This window comes from Nocardiopsis moroccensis (assembly GCF_055763695.1).
In genome coordinates this window covers 3,112,432-3,129,094 of the sequence record NZ_CP199747.1, presented here as the reverse complement: position 1 = coordinate 3,129,094, position 16,663 = coordinate 3,112,432, and the positions used below count along the sequence as shown (strand labels likewise).

Annotated in this window: 16 protein-coding genes, 2 tRNA genes and 1 pseudogene; 13 read left to right on the top strand and 6 right to left on the bottom strand. The window is 69.7% G+C overall.

The genetic code is table 11. The annotated features are described in order from the left end of the window. Nucleotides 1–151: 151 nt before the first annotated feature. The 3 genes from ACUKCB_RS13950 to ACUKCB_RS13940 all read left to right on the top strand — a co-directional run bounded on the left by ACUKCB_RS13950 (nt 152) and on the right by ACUKCB_RS13940 (nt 3,019). Nucleotides 152–1,123 (top strand): hypothetical protein, encoded by a 972-nt coding sequence (locus ACUKCB_RS13950; protein WP_473036035.1) that lies wholly within the window; start codon nt 152–154, stop codon nt 1,121–1,123. A 215-nt stretch (nt 1,124–1,338) separates the two neighbouring features. After that, nucleotides 1,339–2,103 (top strand): SDR family NAD(P)-dependent oxidoreductase, encoded by a 765-nt coding sequence (locus ACUKCB_RS13945; protein WP_473036034.1) that lies wholly within the window; start codon nt 1,339–1,341, stop codon nt 2,101–2,103. A gap of 193 nt (nt 2,104–2,296) precedes the next feature. Then, nucleotides 2,297–3,019, top strand: a complete 723-nt coding sequence (locus ACUKCB_RS13940; protein ID WP_473036033.1) for an alpha/beta hydrolase family protein — start codon at nt 2,297–2,299, stop codon at nt 3,017–3,019. Nucleotides 3,020–3,190: 171 nt separating this feature from the next. Here the strand turns inward: ACUKCB_RS13940 and ACUKCB_RS13935 are convergent, their stop codons facing one another. Then, a complete protein-coding gene (locus ACUKCB_RS13935) occupies nt 3,191–4,276 on the bottom strand; it encodes a M48 family metallopeptidase (protein WP_473036032.1) in 1,086 nt (361 codons plus the stop codon). 254 nt (nt 4,277–4,530) lie between these two features. Between ACUKCB_RS13935 and nadD the strand changes: the two genes are divergently transcribed. The 4 genes from nadD (at nt 4,531) to ACUKCB_RS13915 (ending at nt 6,472) form a co-directional block, all read left to right on the top strand. After that, nucleotides 4,531–5,184 carry a nicotinate-nucleotide adenylyltransferase gene (gene nadD / locus ACUKCB_RS13930; RefSeq protein WP_473036031.1) on the top strand — a complete coding sequence of 218 codons (654 nt, stop codon included), beginning with the start codon at nt 4,531–4,533 and terminating at the stop codon, nt 5,182–5,184. Nucleotides 5,185–5,254: 70 nt separating this feature from the next. Beyond that, a complete protein-coding gene (rsfS, locus tag ACUKCB_RS13925) occupies nt 5,255–5,653 on the top strand; it encodes a ribosome silencing factor (protein ID WP_191272958.1) in 399 nt (132 codons plus the stop codon). A 45-nt stretch (nt 5,654–5,698) separates the two neighbouring features. Next, nucleotides 5,699–6,322: a histidine phosphatase family protein gene (locus ACUKCB_RS13920; RefSeq protein WP_473036030.1), complete on the top strand. Its 624-nt coding sequence runs from the start codon at nt 5,699–5,701 to the stop codon at nt 6,320–6,322. Nucleotides 6,323–6,399: 77 nt separating this feature from the next. Continuing rightward, nucleotides 6,400–6,472, top strand: a tRNA-Ala gene (locus ACUKCB_RS13915). Nucleotides 6,473–6,545: 73 nt separating this feature from the next. Here ACUKCB_RS13915 and ACUKCB_RS13910 read toward each other — a convergent pair. Then, nucleotides 6,546–7,769, bottom strand: a complete 1,224-nt coding sequence (locus tag ACUKCB_RS13910) for an epoxide hydrolase family protein (protein ID WP_473036029.1) — start codon at nt 7,767–7,769, stop codon at nt 6,546–6,548. 62 nt (nt 7,770–7,831) lie between these two features. Here ACUKCB_RS13910 and ACUKCB_RS13905 point away from each other — a divergent pair, with 62 nt between their 5' ends. Then, nucleotides 7,832–8,833, top strand: coding sequence for a helix-turn-helix transcriptional regulator (locus tag ACUKCB_RS13905; protein WP_473036028.1), 1,002 nt, complete (start codon nt 7,832–7,834; stop codon nt 8,831–8,833). Nucleotides 8,834–8,835: 2 nt separating this feature from the next. On the opposite strand, the pseudogene ACUKCB_RS13900 reads toward ACUKCB_RS13905, so the two are convergent. Next, nucleotides 8,836–9,012: pseudogene (locus ACUKCB_RS13900) on the bottom strand (hypothetical protein); the annotation flags it as partial. A 249-nt stretch (nt 9,013–9,261) separates the two neighbouring features. On the opposite strand from ACUKCB_RS13900, the gene ACUKCB_RS13895 reads away from it, so the two are divergent. From ACUKCB_RS13895 to ACUKCB_RS13885, 3 genes are all read left to right on the top strand, one after another. Beyond that, nucleotides 9,262–9,570, top strand: a complete 309-nt coding sequence (locus ACUKCB_RS13895; protein ID WP_473036027.1) for a lactococcin 972 family bacteriocin — start codon at nt 9,262–9,264, stop codon at nt 9,568–9,570. 93 nt (nt 9,571–9,663) lie between these two features. After that, nucleotides 9,664–11,700: a bacteriocin-associated integral membrane family protein gene (locus ACUKCB_RS13890; protein ID WP_473036026.1), complete on the top strand. Its 2,037-nt coding sequence runs from the start codon at nt 9,664–9,666 to the stop codon at nt 11,698–11,700. A 17-nt stretch (nt 11,701–11,717) separates the two neighbouring features. Continuing rightward, nucleotides 11,718–12,359: an ABC transporter ATP-binding protein gene (locus ACUKCB_RS13885; RefSeq protein ID WP_473036025.1), complete on the top strand. Its 642-nt coding sequence runs from the start codon at nt 11,718–11,720 to the stop codon at nt 12,357–12,359. Between the two features lie 182 nt (nt 12,360–12,541). Here the strand turns inward: ACUKCB_RS13885 and ACUKCB_RS13880 are convergent, their stop codons facing one another. Beyond that, entirely contained in the window at nt 12,542–14,311 is a 1,770-nt protein-coding gene (locus ACUKCB_RS13880) for an ABC transporter ATP-binding protein (RefSeq protein ID WP_473036024.1), read from the bottom strand. Nucleotides 14,312–14,470: 159 nt separating this feature from the next. Between ACUKCB_RS13880 and ACUKCB_RS13875 the strand changes: the two genes are divergently transcribed. Next, nucleotides 14,471–15,058: a TetR/AcrR family transcriptional regulator gene (locus ACUKCB_RS13875; RefSeq protein ID WP_473036023.1), complete on the top strand. Its 588-nt coding sequence runs from the start codon at nt 14,471–14,473 to the stop codon at nt 15,056–15,058. A 99-nt stretch (nt 15,059–15,157) separates the two neighbouring features. Here the strand turns inward: ACUKCB_RS13875 and ACUKCB_RS13870 are convergent, their stop codons facing one another. Then, on the bottom strand, nt 15,158–15,451 hold the full coding sequence (locus ACUKCB_RS13870) for a GroES family chaperonin (RefSeq protein ID WP_191273706.1): 294 nt from the start codon (nt 15,449–15,451) through the stop codon (nt 15,158–15,160). Between the two features lie 196 nt (nt 15,452–15,647). On the opposite strand from ACUKCB_RS13870, the gene ACUKCB_RS13865 reads away from it, so the two are divergent. Beyond that, nucleotides 15,648–15,720, top strand: a tRNA-Ala gene (locus ACUKCB_RS13865). 293 nt (nt 15,721–16,013) lie between these two features. Here ACUKCB_RS13865 and ACUKCB_RS13860 read toward each other — a convergent pair. Beyond that, complete coding sequence (locus ACUKCB_RS13860; protein ID WP_473036022.1) at nt 16,014–16,616, bottom strand: DUF998 domain-containing protein; 603 nt, start codon at nt 16,614–16,616, stop codon at nt 16,014–16,016. Nucleotides 16,617–16,663: the final 47 nt, after the last annotated feature.

The window sequence follows — 16,663 nt, the reverse complement described above, 5'->3', positions numbered from 1 at the left end:
TGGAAACCTGGACAGAAGCGAATCTTCTCCGGACAAGTATTCCCAAAGCGCTCGCCTCTCGGTACTTTCACTGTGGTGTCACACGGCGCTCTCACCGCACCCCCACCAGAGCGTCGGCCCCCACCGGTCACGACGAAAGGAAATCCCCCGCATGAAGCTCGGGAGTAAGATCGCGGCGTCCACCGCCACAGCTGCCCTGGCCATCGGCGGCGTCACCCTCATGGCCGCACCCGCCCAGGCAGACCTGGTGACCGTGTGCTCCGGACACGGCGGCGCGGTCACACTGCCCACGGACCTGAAGGTCCCGGCCGGCGCGAGCTGTTTCCTGGACGGCACCGTCATCCAGGGCGACGTCACCGTCGAGGGCGACGCCAACCTGCACGTTCTCGGTGGCCAGATCGACGGAGAGGTCACCGTCTCCAGCAACGGTTACTTCGACGCCTCCGACACCTCCGTCGAGGGCGATGTGGTCAACTCCGGCTCCTACGGGACCTACCTGGAGGAGGGCACCTCGGTCGCCGGTCTGAGCGCCACGGCTGCCGAGGGCGCCGCCAACGACGGCTTCGTCTTCGTGGTCGACGCCTCCGCCTCCTCCATCGACGCCCAGGTGGGCGAACTCTACGTCTCCGGCGCCCGCCTCGGCGGTGTGTCCGCCGACGGCACGGAGTACGCCGACGTCTTCGACAGCGTGGTCCGCGGCGACCTGTCGGTCTCCGGTACCTCCTCCGGCGCCATCCTGTGCGACAGCGAGGTCCTGGGCAACGCGACCTACGCCGACAGCAGCGGCCCGGTCGCGGTCGGCGCGGGTGAGCAGGACGGCTTCTGCTCCTCCGTCAACTACGTCGACGGCGACCTGTCCGTCACCGGTGTCTCCGGCGGCGTCTACATCGACAACAACATCGTCGGCGGCGACCTGACCACCGCCCAGAACAGTCCGACCGCGCAGGTCGGGGACAACAACCGCGTCCGCGGCGGCATCATCACCGAGGAGGTGGCCATGCGTACGATGGCCGCCGAGGTGACCGCCGAGTTCGAGGAGCACGAGGCCGAGCTGGAGGAGACGGTCGAGGAGATGCGCTCCGAGACGGTCGAGGAGGCCATGGAGGCCGGCCCCGCCTTCTAGGGTCCCTTCCGGTCGAGCGGTACGACCCGGCAGGGGACGGCCGCCCTCCCGGCACCACACAGCGCCGACGGCCCCGCGCCGTCGGCGCTGTGCGCGTGGGCGCCCGGAAGACCCGCGGAAATCCCGAACCTCCACGTGAACCCCACTCACCCCGGTCGCCCCGTACGTATGTCGTGGCGGTGACGACGGTCATGGACCGGTGATACGTTCCGGGCATGGCTGACTCCGAACGGCGTGTCGTGGTCTCCGGTGGTTCCAGCGGTATCGGCAGGGCCACCGTGTTCACCTTGGCGAAGGAGGGGGACGAGGTGATCGCCCTCGGGAGGGACTCCGGGCGGCTCGCCGCCCTGGAACGCAGAGCCCGCGCCCACGGGCTCAACGTCACCTCCCGGGTCTGCGACCTCACCGACGAGAGCGCGGTCCGGACGCTGGCGGACGAGTTGGGCGAGATCTCGGTACTGGTCAACAACGCGGGGACGGCGCAGAGCGCCCCCCTGCCCGGCACCAGCCTCGAACTGTGGGAACGCCACCTGAGCACCAACACCACATCCGCGTTCCTGCTGACCAGGGCCCTCCTGCCGGGCATGCTCGAACGCGACGAGGGGCGCGTGGTCTTCGTCGCCTCCACCGCCGCGCACACCGGCTCCCGTTACACCGCCGCCTACACCGCTTCCAAACACGCGATGCTCGGCCTGGCCCGCTCCGTGGCCGCCGAGGTCGTGGGTACCGGCGTCACCAGCAACACCGTGTGCCCCGCGTTCGTCCGTACCCCACTGACGGAGCGGTCGGTCTCGCGCATCGCCCAACGCACCGGTCGCGAGCCCGAACAAGCCGAGGCCGCCCTGGCCAGGACCAGCCCGCTGGGCCGCCTCATCGAGCCCGAGGAGGTGGCCGCCGCGATCTCCTACCTGGCCAGCCCCCTGGCCCGAGCGGTCAACGGACAGTCCCTGACCATCGACGGAGGCGGCATCCAGCGGTGAGCCCGTCCCGGGTGTGCGCCCCGACCGGACAGCGGCGCCGTTTCGCCCTGTACCGGGAGGTCGGTGTGGCCGCCGTGCCCCTGGACCGGCCGGCTCAACGCCCTGACCTCCGGGGCTGCTGGGTTCCTCCAGCGAGACAGACGCCGCCCGGCACCGGCGGCGCCCCGACCCACCCCGACCCAGGGAGAGCACGGTGGTAACCGCCTATGGTGAGCACCCCAGCCAGATCGTCCACCGCTGGGCGCCGCAGGGGACCGACGCCCCCGCCCCCGTCGCCGTCCTCCTGCACGGCGGCTGGTGGCGGGACCTGCACGACGCCCGCCTGATGGACCCGCTCGCCCGTGACCTGTCCGCCGCCGGCTGGGCGGTGTGGAACGTCGAGTACCGGCGGACCGGGGCGGACGGCGGGGGTTGGCCGCAGACCCGCGACGACGTCGCCCGCGCCCTGGACCTGCTCGCCGCCACCGCGGCCCGGGACGAACGCCTCGACACCTCGCGTGTGGTCTCGGTCGGCCATTCCGCCGGAGGCCACCTCGCCCTGCTGACCGCCGCGCATTCTCCGGTCACCTCCGTGGTCCCGCTCGCCCCCATCACCGACCTGCGCCGCTGCGCCGAGACCGGGTTGGGGGAGGGGGCGGTCGGCCCCTTCCTGGGCCCCGAGCCCTCACCGGAGCTGTACGCCGAGTCCTCTCCGCTGCACCGGCTGCCGTTCGGTCTGCCCCAACTGCTGGTGCACGGCGCCGACGACCAGCGCGTCCCGGTCGCGCACAGCCGCGACTACACGGCCGCCGCCCGGGCCGCGGGCGACCCCGTCCAGTACCGGGAGGTCCCCGGGGCCGACCACTTCGCCGTCATCGACCCCGCAGGCACCGCCTGGCGCGCGGTGCGCGAGACACTCGCGACCGGCTGGGGCTGACCCGGCGGAACCGGGGACGGACCGGTCGTCCGTGCACCGCCCTCGGAGACCCGCCCGGTATCCCGGACGCATCACGGGGCGGTCGCCGTCTCGGCTGTGGCCGCCCCGTGCCTGTGGCAACTCCTCGTTTCCCTCAGCCCCGGTTCCGCTCCCGTACCGGGCCGGGGCAGGTCAGTTGCTGTTGCCGCCACCGCTGCTGTCGTCGCCGCCGTTCCGGCCGCTTGCGGTGCCGCCGCCCTGGCCTCCCCGCCAACGGTCGGCCACCGTGTCGAAGAACTGGCCCCCGGCGCGCCCGGCGCCGCCCGCCACGTCCCGGATGGTCTTGACCAGCGGATCCGAGCTGCGGTTCCACCCCTCCCGGTAGGACCTGGCCGCGTTGGCGGTCTCCTCGGAGACACTGGCGTCCCGGTCCGTGGCACGGCGCGGGTACTCGCCGTCGACGATCCGCTGGTAGTCGCCGCTCTCGACCCACCGGTGCAGCTCGGCCACCCGGACCACCGCGAACGGGTGGCTCTGCGGGACGGTGGTCATCAGCTTGAGGACGCTGTCCACGGCGTCACCGCCGCTCTCGTACTCGCGGGCCTGTTCCATGAACGCGTCGGGATTCATCTGGGACAGGTTCGAGCCACCGGCCAGCTTCATCAGGGCGCGCTTGGCGGCCTCGGGGTTCTGGCAGGTCAGCAGACCGGCACGGTCGCTGGAGAGCTCCGACTTGCGCTGCCACTCGCGCAGCCCCGCGAGGATCGCCTGGATGGCGATGGCCCCGAGCGGGATCCACATGATCTTGGTGGACAGCCACACCAGCAGGAGGAGAATGGTGCGGTACACGGCGTGGCCGCTCAACACGTGACCGACCTCGTGGCCGATGACGAAACGCTTCTCCTCGGCGTTGAACAGGTCGAACAGGCCGGTCGTCATGACGATGAACGGCTTCTTGCGGCCGATCGCCATGGCGTTGGGCTGGGGGTCCATCTTGACGTAGAGCTCGGGCACCTCGTCCAGGTCCAGGACGTAGGCGGCGTCGCGGAGGTAGTCGTGCAGCTCCGGGAACTGCGTGGGGCTCACCCGCACGGCGCTGGAGAGGAACATCAGGCGCAGCGAGCGCTCGTTGATCCGCCCGAAGAGGGACTTGACGAGGGTGTCGAACCCTGTCAGCGAACGCAGCGCGACCAGGGCGCCACGGTCCGCGGGGTGCTCGTAGGCACGAGGGGAGATGTCTGTGAGCCGGACACGTACGCGGTCTGGTGAGTTGGCCATATCGGCATGCTATGCGCCGCGTTGCCGCTTGGCCACGGTTTACGGCGAACGAGATATGACGTGATTCGCCGGTGTTTCACGAAGCCTCTGGGGAAGCAACGCGACACGGTCCTTGTTTGACCAGTTCCAGGGAATAACACGCCCGCGGTCCCACGGCGGGCGGACCCGGGCACCGCCAACGGTGTCCGGGGTCGGCTACCCTCGGTTGGCCGAAACCGGCAACACGGCAGCGCCACTGCGAAACGGAGCGCACAGTGACACAGCAGGCCACCGGCGTCTCCCACGGGGGGAGTTCCCCCGCGCGACGAGACGGTTCCGCGCCGACCAAGGTCGGCATCATGGGCGGCACCTTCGACCCCGTCCACCACGGACACCTCGTCGCCGCCAGTGAGGTCGCACACCTCTTCGGTCTCGACGAGGTCGTCTTCGTCCCCACCGGCCAGCCCTGGCAGAAGGATCTCGACAAGGTCACCCCCTCCGAGGACCGCTACCTCATGACGGTCATCGCCACCGCCGAGAACCCCCAGTTCAGGGTCGACCGCATCGAGATCGACCGCTCCGGGCCCACCTACACCCTCGACACCCTCCGTCAGATGCGCGCCACCTACGGCCCCGAGGTGGACCTGTACTTCATCACCGGAGCCGATGCCCTCGGCGCCATTTTGAGCTGGCACAACGTTGACGAACTCTTCGACCTCGCACATTTCGTAGGCTGTAACCGGCCCGGCCACCACCTCAGTGACACCGGCCTGCCCGAAGGCAAGGTCTCCCTGGTGGAGGTCCCCGCGCTCGCCATCTCCTCATCCGAGTGCCGCGAACGCGTCCGCAAGGGCGAACCCATCTGGTACCTCGTGCCCGACGGCATCGTCCGCTACATCAACAAGACCGGGCTCTACCTGGAGTCCTGAACCGCGCCGCGCACCACCCGGTCCGCGCGGCACCAGCCGAACACCGAACAAGTAAGGCAGCAAGCACAACGTGACAGCCACCGACAGGGCCGTGGAACTCGTCAAGGTCGCCGCAGAGGCCGCCTCCGACAAGCTCGCCCAGGAGATCATCGCCTACGACGTCAGCGACCAGCTCGTCATCACCGAGGCCTTCGTGCTGTGCTCGGCGCCCAACGACCGCCAGGTCCGCGCCATCGTCGACGAGGTCGAGGACCAGCTGCGCATCAAGTCCGGTGCCAAGCCCGTCCGCCGTGAGGGCGAACGCGACGGCCGCTGGGTCCTCCTGGACTACGCCGACATCGTCGTCCACATCCAGCACGAGGAGGAGCGGGGCTACTACGGCCTCGAACGCCTCTGGAAGGACTGCCCGGAGATCGAGCTCCCCGAAGGCGCCCGCGGTGCCGAACGCACCCCGCTGGACGAGCAGTAACCTCCGCGCGGCCGTCCAGGTCGCAGAACAAGAGAGACACACCGCGTGAGTGAGACCCCTCGTGTGCTGTTCTGGCGGCACGGACGCACCGCCTGGAACGTCGAGAAACGCTTCCAGGGGCAGACCGACATCGACCTCGACCCGGTCGGCCACGCCCAGGCCGAACGGGCCGGTCGGCTCCTCGCCACCCTGAATCCCGACGTCATCGTCGCGTCCGACCTCAAACGCGCGGCCGACACCGCCGGGTACCTCAGTCGCGCCTGCGGGGTCCCGGTGGAGTACGACAAGGCGCTTCGCGAACGCTTCGGCGGCTCCTGGGAGGGCTTCACCGCGGCCCAGCTCGCCGAACGCTGGCCCGCCGAACACCCCACCATGAGCATCCCCGACGGGGAGGACGTCGCCGAGGTCGGGGACCGGATGCGCGCCGCCGTCGACCGGGGCCTGGCCAGGACCCCGCCCGGCGGTCTCCTCGTCATCGTCAGCCACGGAGCCGCCCTCAGGATGGGGATCTCCCGCATGCTCGGTATCCCCGACGAACGCCGTGAGCTGCTCGGGCCGCTCAGCAACTGCTGCTGGTCCGTCCTCCAGGCCCGCGGGGACGCCTGGCGGCTCATGGAACACAACGCCGCCAGCCTCCCCGAGCCCGTGGTGCTCAGCGACGACGCCTGAATCCGTTTCGACGGACCGCCAACTTTCCGCTAAGGTTCAGGGAGTCGGAAGGGCAAGCGCCCGGCCGACTCCCGCAAGGGGCTATGGCGCAGTTGGTAGCGCGCCTCCATGGCATGGAGGAGGTCTGGGGTTCGAATCCCCATAGCTCCACAAACTCAGGGCGACCCTGCTCGCGCGTCACCGCGCTCGCCGGGTCGTCCTTCGTGTTTCCCGGGGGACGGCCCTACCGGAGGGCGCGGAAGAACGCGCACACGTCGTCGATCAGCAGGGCTGGCCTCTCCATGGCCAGGAAGTGGCCGCCCTCGCCGAGCTCGGTCCACCGCACCACGTCGTGGTCCCGTTCGGCCCAGGCGCGGACGGTCACGTCGTGCGCGGACAGCAGCACACCCGTCGGCACCGTCCCGCGACCCGGGGACCGGGAATCCGAGTTCTCGCCCCAGACCGCATCGGCGCCGTCCGGACCCCCGCCCCCCTCGCCCGCGCCGCTCCAGCCGCTCGCCGAGATCTCCTCGTAGTAGACCTGTGCGGCCGAACCCGCCGTCCCGGTCAGCCAGTACAGCGACACACACGTGAGCATGCGGTCACGGTCGAGGGCGTCCTCGGGCAGCCCCTCCTCGGGCATGGACAGTTCCTTGAACTTCTCCACTATCCAGGCGAGCTGGCCCACCGGTGAGTCGGTCAGCCCGTAGGCGACGGTCTGCGGGCGTTTGCCGTTGCACCGGAGGTAGCCGTCGTTGAAGTCCTGCACGGACTCCCAGCGGCGGCGGTCCGCGCCCTCAAGAGCCTTCTCCTCCTCGTCGCTGCAGGGGAAGGTAAGCATGGCGTTGAGGTGCAACCCGACCACGCGGTCCGGGACCTGTTCCGCCATCTCGGGGGCGACCCACGAACCGACGTCGTAGCCCTGGACGCCGTAGCGCCCGTAGCCCAGCCGGGACATCAGCTCCACGAACACCCCGGCCATCCGGGACGCCCCCATCCCCGGACCGGCCAGGGGAGTGGAGAACCCGAACCCCGGCAGGGACGGGATGACCAGGTGGAACGCGTCCGCCGGGTCGCCGCCGCGAGCACGCGGGTCGGTGAGCGGACCGATGACGTCCAGGAAGTCCGTGACCGCCCCCGGCCAGCCGTGCAGGAGGATCAGAGGTGTGGCGTCCGGCTCCGGTGAGCGCACGTGCAGGAAGTGCACGTTCTGTCCGTCGATCTCGGTGGTGAACTGCGGATACGCGTTGAGCTCCGCCTCGTGGGACCGCCAGTCGTAGGAGGTGCGCCAGTACTCGGCGAGACCGCGGAGATAGTCCACCGGGACGCCCCGGCTCCACCTCGTACCGGGCAGCTCGTCCGGCCACCGGGTACCGGCCAACCGCGCCCATAGGTCGGCCAGGTGCTCCTCGGGGACGTCGATGCGGAAGGGGCGGACGGCCTGTGGTTCCTGCTGTGTGTTCGTCATGGCCTCACGCTAGGAGCCGGTTGGGACAGGTTCCTTCCTAACCGGCGGGCAGAATGGAATCCATGGCTGAGACCTCCGCACGACTGCTCGCGCTGCTGTCGCTGCTCCAGACCCATGGGCAGCGCTCCGGGGCCGACCTGGCCCGGCGCCTCGGCGTCACCACCCGCACCGTACGCCGGGACGTGGACCGCCTGCGCGAACTCGGTTACCCGGTGCTCGCCGCCCGGGGGGCCGCCGGCTACCGGCTGGGGAGGGGTGCCGCCATGCCGCCCCTCCTGCTCGACGACGAGGAGGCCGTGGCCGTGGTCGTGGGCCTGCGCACCGCCGCCGACGGTTCGGTCAGCGGCATCGAGGAGGCCTCGCTGCGCGCGCTCGGCAAACTCGAACAGGTGCTCCCCTCCCGGCTGCGACAGCGGGTGAGCACCCTGCACGGCGCCACCGTGCGGGCGGGCGCCGAACCCGGGCCGACGGTGTCCCACGGAACGCTGATGGCGGTCGCCGAGGCCTGTCGGCGCAGGGAGAGGCTGCGCTTCGACTACACCAGCTCGCACGGCGGTGAGTCGGTCCGCACCGTCGAGCCGCACAGCCTGGTCAGCTTCGGCCGCCGCTGGTATCTGGTGGCCCTCGACACCGACCGCCGGGACTGGCGCACCTTCCGCGTGGACCGGCTGGTCCCGCGTACCCCCACCGGGCCCCGGTTCGAGCCGAGCCGCCCGCCGCACGGCGACGCGGCCCGCTACGTCTCCCACCAACTGTCCTCGGGCGTCTGGCCCCACCGGGCCGTCGTCCGGCTGCACGAACCCGTCGACGCGGTCGCCGACCGCGTGTGGCCGGGCATGGGGGTGCTGGAGGCCGTGGACGAGCGCTCCTGCCTGTTCCACCTGGGCGCGGAGAGCCCCGACCAGCTGGTCTGGATGATCACCTCGGTCAATGTCGACTTCACCCTGGTCAGCGGCCCGCCCGAACTCGCCGGGGTCCTCCGGGGCCAGGCCAGGAGGTGCGTCGCCGCCCTGGCCGGCTGGGCGGAAGCAGAAGGGGGCCGGGAGGAGTTCCGCGAGTCCTGAGCCAGTCGGGGCTTCGACTCGGCGAGCCGCTCCTGGGCTCGGACCAGTTCGGAACGCGACCGCACGACCAGCGCTGCGAACTCCGCACAGGAGGGCGTGAGCTGGGCGGAGGAGGTCAGGTACTCGTCCCAGAGGGAACGATCAACTCTTTCGGCAGAGCTGAACAGCCACCCCACCATGGTCAGTGCGGGACTGATCCCCGTGGGAGAAGCTGCCCGAAGCCTGGCTTGGGAGCGCTCCCGGATTGACCTGCAAATACAAATATTTTTTTATTTTTTATGCGTATATGTGTTATATTCCCTATTGGTTTGGATGTGCGCTTCGACCTCCCCTATCCGCATACCCCTGCCGCACGGTTTTCAGGAGACCCAGGTGCGCGTATTCCGTGGGTCCCTCCGCCGTGGGTGAAACGAGAAGGGAAGTACACGGTGAAAATCGCCAAACGAGCCGCTCTCACGGCGCTCCTCTCCGGGGTCCTCACTCTGGGGGCGATCGTTCCCGCTGCCGCTGTCATCTCCTACCCGGGCGGAGGCACCTGGGACTCGGGACTGACCTCCGATCGTGTCTACTCCAACTACCTCCACTCCAAGTGCCACAGCTCCGCCGCCTACGGCACCTACAAAAGCCATGGCCTGGGCAACCCGGGTTCCTGGTCGTACGCCAACGCCCCCCGGGCCAACAGCAATAACCAGACCTACTGGAACAACAATGTGACCGGTTGTCGGCCCACCGCGTAGGTCTACCGGCCAAGGGCGCCGACACGGTTCCGTCGGCGCCCGCAGTGACAATTCGGAGATCACGTGCTCCACCGCAGTATTGCCCTTTCCCACGTGGGGATTCTTCTCGTCGCGGCCTTCCTCTCCTTTCTGGCGGTACGTTCTTACGAGGAGATGGCCGTAACGGTTCCCTCGGGGACGGTCTGGGTCAACAGCAGTGCCGGGGACGCAGAACTGCCACAGATCATCGAGACGGTCGAGGGGTTCGCCACCCGGACCGGGGTTACCGTGGCACTCCAGACCCCTGATCTGCACGACCCCGGGAGCATCCGTCACCTGTACCTCGCGGCCGGAGCCCCGGGCACGACCGCCGCTGACTGGGTGGAGAACGGTTACCCTTCCTTCGGGCACACCGTGCACACCGAAGTCCACCCCTTCTCGGAACTGCGCCAACCCGACCCGCGCGGCTTCTACCTGGTCTTCGGCTCCGAAGAGGACACGGCGGCATTCGAAGCCGCCCTCGCCGGGGTCGGTCTGCACGACACCTTCGGGTCGGGCGCCCAAGAGCTGCGCTGGTTCCACCTGTTCCAGCCCGGCGGCGACCTCAGCGTCGCGTTGTTCATCATGGTGCTGCTCTCCGCCACTGTGAGTGCCTCCGGGGTCCTGCTCAACGCTCGCTCCTACGGGGTCCTGCGTCTGCAGGGCCACTCCTACGGTCGTATCCTCGGCCGCGATCTGGCCCAGCTCGGCCGTTTCCATCTGTCCGCGGGAACCGTGACCGCGGCAGCCGTCGTGCTCGCCCTGTACCTCTACAACGGACTGGACCAGTTCGTTCTTTTCGCCGCTGTCGCCGGCTGGCTCCTACTGCTGTTCCTGGTGGCCGGGCTGTGTGCGCACGCCTTCGCCCTGGGCCTGCTGCACGCCACCGACATCCCCGGGGCGCTCAAGGGCCGGATGCCGACCCGGTTGGCCGGAGCGAGCGCCTACGTCGTCCGTGTCCCCGCCCTGGTGTTGGTGCTCGGAGCGCTCGGAGCGGTCGCGGTCTCGGCTCAGAACGTGCGTACCCAGGCGGAGGGTTCCGCCAGCTTCGAACAGGCCGGCGACGCCTCCCGCATCGCTCTTACCGGCAGCGTGGACATGAGCGGACAGGGAGACGACCGGATGGATGACCTCATCGCCGAGTGGTTGCGCGACGCTGACACCGAAGGGCAGATCGTTCTCAGCGCGCAGGAACGCGGTGAGACCCTTCTGCCGGCCGGGGCGCCGCGCCCCGTGTTCGACGTACTCATCGTCAACGACACCTACCTGGAGCACGAGAGGATCCACGCCCCTGACGGGCAGCGCTTCGGGCCGGCCGAAGGGGCCCGCCTCCTCGTTCCCGAGTCCTTGGCGGCTCAGGAGGAGGCACTCGCCCTGGGTACGGCCGAATGGCTCCACTACTCCGGCGCGGAATCGCTCGACCAGGACCTGGAAGTGCTGACCAGCGCCGACGGGCAGCGGATCTTCACCTACGGCTCGGAGAAACCGGGGGAGTTCTACAGCCGGCCGCACCTGGAGGACCCGGTGGTCCTCGTGGTGCCCAACGGCGGTCTCGGTGACCTGGTCTACTTCAGCTTCGCCACCCGGTCGGCGATCGTGTTTCCCGACCCCGGGGTCGCCGAGGCGATCATCGCGGAGCCACCGTTCTCCACCTATGTCAACGGTCTGCAGGCGGTGGCCACCGGCGCCGCCGACCAGCACGCCTCACTCGTCCGCGACCTGAGGTTGCAGAGCTTCAACCTTGCGGCGGCCACCGCGGTGCTCCTGATGACCGCGGTCGCCGCCTGCGTCATCCACGTTCGTACCCAGGCGCAGACGATCTTCGCCCGGCACCTGAGCGGGTGGACCTTTTCCGCCACGCACCGGCGCCTGCTGCTGGTGGAGGGGGCGCTAGCCGTCGGGTTCGTCAGTTGGGCCTGTTGGCGCACCGTCGTAGCCCTGGACCGGTTCGCCGATCCCGAGCTGCCGGTGACGGGGCAGCCCACCGCGGCTGTGGCCGTCCTCCAACCGTTCCTGGCCCTGGCCATCGCCGTGACCGGACTACTTCTCGTCCTCGCCGTTCTCGGTTGCTTTCACCGCCGTATCGTCCGTGAGGGGGCGTCCCAGGCGTGACCCCCAAGGAGACCACCGTGATCAGTGCACACGACCTCAGCAAGTCCTTCGGGCAGCGCGTCCTGTGGCAAGGGGTCGGCCTGGACCTGCGCCCGGGGTCGACCCTGGCCCTGGTCGGGCCCTCCGGTAGCGGCAAGACCACCCTCCTCAACTGTCTGGGTTTGCTGGAGGAGCCCAGCAGTGGCGAGATCGTGTTCGACGGCCGCAAGGTCACCGCCTTCGGAGCAGGCGGGCGCCGCCGGTTCCGTCGCGACCACCTGGGCTATCTGTTCCAGAACTACGCGCTCATCGAGAACGCCACCGTGCGCCAGAACCTCGACGTGGTCTCCAAGGACCGCGTTCGCCAGGCGGAGGCGTTGGAAAGGGTCGGCTTGGCCGGGTGGGGGCGGGAGAGGGTGCACCACCTGTCCGGGGGTGAACAGCAGCGGGTGGCCTTGGCCCGTCTGATGGTCAAGAAGCCCTCGTTGGTCCTGGCCGACGAACCCACCGGTGCTTTGGACGGTGGCAACGGCAGGATGGTCGTCAACACGCTGACGGAGATGGCCGGGGAAGGGTGCGCGGTCGTGATCGCCACGCACAACGACGTGGTCCGAGACGCCTGTGACGAGGTCTTCGACGTGGCCTCGGTGTCCTCGAAACAGCAGGAACGGCGAGGGTAGGAGAGAAGGCCGGGGCAGACGGGCGAGGGCCCCGGACACGCGGCCAGGCCCTACTGTCACCGGGTGGGAGCCCGTTCGCTTCGGCGTCGGCCACAAGGGCCCCGCCACGGGGGCGAGGGGCGGCACCGTCCCGGGAGCCCGGCCCCGTGGCCTCGCTGAGTTGGGGAGCCCGCCTGGTGCGGTCAGGCTCCGGCGGGCACCCCCTCGCCCCGGCTCCCGGTCTCGCAGATGTGCAGCGCCGTCACGAGGTTCCGGTACAGGGTGTCCTGCTCCAGGAGCTCCTCGTGGGTGCCCTGGGCGCGGATCCCGCCGTCCTCCATCAGCAGGATGCGGTCCGCGTGGATGACCGTGGACAGGCGGTGCGCGATGGTCACCACGGCGGCCCGCTCGGCCTGTCGGCGCACGCTCCGGGTGACGGCGGCCTCGGTGATCGCGTCCACCTGTGAGGTGGCCTCGTCGAGCAGCAGTACGTCCGGGGAGCCGAGCAGGGCGCGTGCCAGGGCGATGCGCTGCCGCTGGCCGCCGGAGAACGAGGTGGCGTCCAGGGGTGTGTCCAGCCCCTCCGCCAACGAGTCGACCTTCTCGGCCAGGAGTACCTCCTCCAGCACCCGCCGGACCTCCTCCTCCCCGGCCCCGGGCCTGGTGAACAGCAGGTTCTCGCGGATGGTCCCGGGCACCACCGGGGTGTCCTGCTCGACGTAGCAGAAGTGCGACCGCACCTGCTGCGGGGACAGCTCCCGGTAGGGCGTCCCGTCGAGGGTGATCCGGCCGTGCTCGGGTTCCAGGAAACGCAGGAGCAGGGAGAACACGGTGGTCTTGCCCGCGCCGGAGGGGCCCACGATCGCGGTGTGACCGCGTCTGGGAACGACCAGGTCCACGTTGTCCAGGGCCGTGGCGGCGCCCGGCGCGTACCGGGCGGTGACCCCGCGCAGCTCCAGCAGCGGGCTCCCCTCTCCGGCGCCATCTCCGTCGGCGGAAGCGCCAGTGGTCTCCGGAGCGCTCTCCGGGGTCTGGGCCGTGGGTTCGAGCGGAATCGCCTCCACCTCGCGGATGCGCCTGGCGGCGGCGATGCCCGACTGGAGGGTGGTCACACTCTGGGAGAGCTCCATGACCGGGGTCATCAGGGTGAACGCGTACAGCAGGAACGCCACCAGGGTGGAGACCGCGATCTCACCTGAGGAGACCCGGACCGCTCCCACGCCGAGGATGGCGATGATCGCCAGCTGGATGCCGCCGAAGGCGATCGTCCAGGCCACGGCCTCTCGGCGCACCGAGCGGATGCCGTGCCGGGCCGACTCCTGCGCGTGTGTGAGGATCTGCGAACCCAGGCGCTCCTCGGCCCGGCTGACCTTGACCGTGCGGATCGCGCGCAGGGAGCCGTCGAGCACCCCGCCCATGAGCCCGAGGGAGTTCTGCGCCTTTTCCTGGGCCCTGGCGATGGCGGGCATCAGGGTGAGGAACAGGACCGTGACGACGATCACCGCACTGGCGGTCACGCCCAGCAGGACCAGGTCCAGGACGCCCATCATGACCAGCGTTCCGACCAGGAGGACACCGCCGTTGACCAGGCTGATGACGCTGCTGGAAGCCGCCTCGCGCAGCAGCACGGTGTCGGAGGTGGCCCTGGTGACGAGTTCCCCGGAGGGTCGTTGGGAGAGCGGGATCAGGGCTGCCCGGAAGTAGCGGCGCACGAGGGAGGTGCGCGCGTCCAGGACGACCCTCTCCGCGACGGCGCCGAGCACGATCCAGTGCCACAGGCCGGTCACCATGCCCACGCCGAAGAGACAGAGCAGGATCGTGATCGGCATGGCGAGGCTGCCCGCCTCGGAGACGGTGTCCAGTACGAGCTTGACCACCATCGGGTTGGCCAGTTCGAGGGCGGAGCCGAACAGGGCCAGGACCAGGCCCAGCAGGAGTTTGCGCCGGTGCGGGCGGACGAAGGACCAGAGCACCCTCAGCTGGGCGAAGCGCGGCTCCGGTGTGCTCGCCCCGGCTTCTCCCGGTGGCGCTAGCGAAGCATTGTCTACCTTTGAATGACCTTTCATACTCCAAATTAGGTCACAGGTGACCGATTATTGTCAACGAAGTACCCACGCCTCTAGGATGAGGGCATGGTGAAGAGTGCCTCCTCAGAGGAAGAGACGAGGACCCGCGCACGGACCCGCAGAGCGATCCTCGACGCGGCGGTGGACGTGCTCGCTGAGAACCGGGCGGCGCCGCTGTCCCAGGTGGCCGCGCACGCCGGGGTGGCCCGCAGTACACTGCAGCGCTACTTCCCCGAACGCGCCGACCTCATCACTGCGCTGGGCGAGTACTCCGACGAACTGGCCCAGGAGGCCACCGAACGGGCCCGCACCACCGAGGGCCCCGCCATCGACGCCTTCTCCCGCCTGGTGTCCGAGTACTTCGAGCTGCGCAGGATCGCCATGATCGCCTTCGGCGGCGAGGACCAGGCGCAGGAGTACGACGAGGAGGCATGCGGGCCCAGCGACCTCGCCCTCTACGAACTCGTCGAACGCGGACACGAGGACGGCACCATCGACCCCAGGATCACCCCGCTGTGGGCCCAACAACTCCTGTGGTCCTCGCTCTACGCGGGATGGCTCTACGTGCACGTCGCCAGGGTCCCCGCCTTCGAGGCCCACAACATGTGCCTGATGTCGTTGGTCAAGGCCCTGGCCCGGGACCGCAGGGGCTGAACGGAGCTCTCCTGGGTCGCCGGGGGCAGGAAACGGGCCGGGAGGCCGGTGCGCCGGACCCGGCCGGTCCTGTGTCGGAACCCCCGGAGGGGGCCGGCCTCACAGGTACAGGCCCGTGCCCCGCTCCGGCGCCTCGTTCGCGATCGCGTGCACGTCCCGCTCCCGCAGGATCACGTACCGCTCGCCGTTCAACTCGACCTCGCCCTGCTCCTCGGGGTCGAAGAGCACGCGGTCACCGGTCTTCACGTGCCGGGCACCGGTCCCGGCGCCGCAGACCTCACCCCACGCCAGCCGGGTCGCCAACTTGACCGTGTCCGGGATGACCAGACCCGCGCTGCTGCGCCGTTCACTCTTGTCCGGGACCGCCTTCACCAACAGGCGATCATGGAGCATCTGGATTTCAAGCTTGGATTCGGGCACCAACCCAGGATATTCGGCCTCGGCCGGCCTCGGTTCCACGCTCCCGGGGTACGCAGGAAGCCCCCTCGAAGCCATCCGGGGGCCACCCGTGGTTTCACCCTGGTTCGACCCAGTCTTGACTTCCTGTAGAGTATTCACGTGCCGAGCGGGGAAACCGCCCGGCCCACCAGGGGCTATGGCGCAGTTGGTAGCGCGCCTCCATGGCATGGAGGAGGTCTGGGGTTCGAATCCCCATAGCTCCACGGACTCAGGACGACTCTGTTCGCGCGTGATCGCGCTGGCCGGGTCGTCCTTCGTTTTTTCCGGGGAGACCCCCGAAGCCCCCGAGATACCCCCCTGTGGCCGGGGGCGCGCGGATCGGTGGGCTGAGTGAGGTCCTTGCCCACAACGCGGGGCTGCGCCTCGTGAGTTGTGGTTGATTCGCGCAGGGTCCACAAGCAGGCCCGTACGGTCAGTCGCTCCGCGACCTTCCGTGCGGGCCTGACCGCTGTCCAGGAGGTACTTCCCGCCCTGGAGCGTTCACCGGTCCGGTTCGTCACCGTACGGCGCCGTGCGTGAACAGGGCCCCGAGCCAGACCAGGCCGAGAAGGATCGTCGCGCGCTGTACCAGGCCGGCGTACCGGGAGTCGTTCTCCCAGGCCCGCCCGAAGACACCGGTGCCCACGGCGGCCGCCGCGCAGACGATCCCCGAAGCCCACTTCCAGGCCGGATCCGCCAGTACGAACGCGGCGACCAGCGCCGTCCCGGGCAGCAGTGTGAAGACGACCGCCCCGGCCGCGTCGTGGATCCGGTGGGAACGGGACAGCTCCTCGGGGGTTCGGTCCGGGGTGCCGGGCGGGTAGCCCCGCATCGGGTCCATGGCGAACACCCCCGACGCCACCAGCGCGAGGCCGAGAGCCCCGGCCGCGACGGCGAGCAACAGGCTGTCGAACACGGCGGGGACGGCGCCCGCGCCCGCCGTGACCAGCAGCCCGCACACGATGAAGTTCGTGGTCTGCAACCACCCGCGGGAGCCGAGCGCCAGGGCACTGACCGGTTGCCGCACCGGGTCGTAGCCGGGCCGGGTGAGGCCGTCCACCAGGAAGACGGCGTTGAACAGCAGGGCCCCGGCCGCGCCCGCCCACAACAGCGCCGTCACAGGGGGAAGTCCGCGTCATCTGCTGTCCGCATGCGACGACCCTAGGC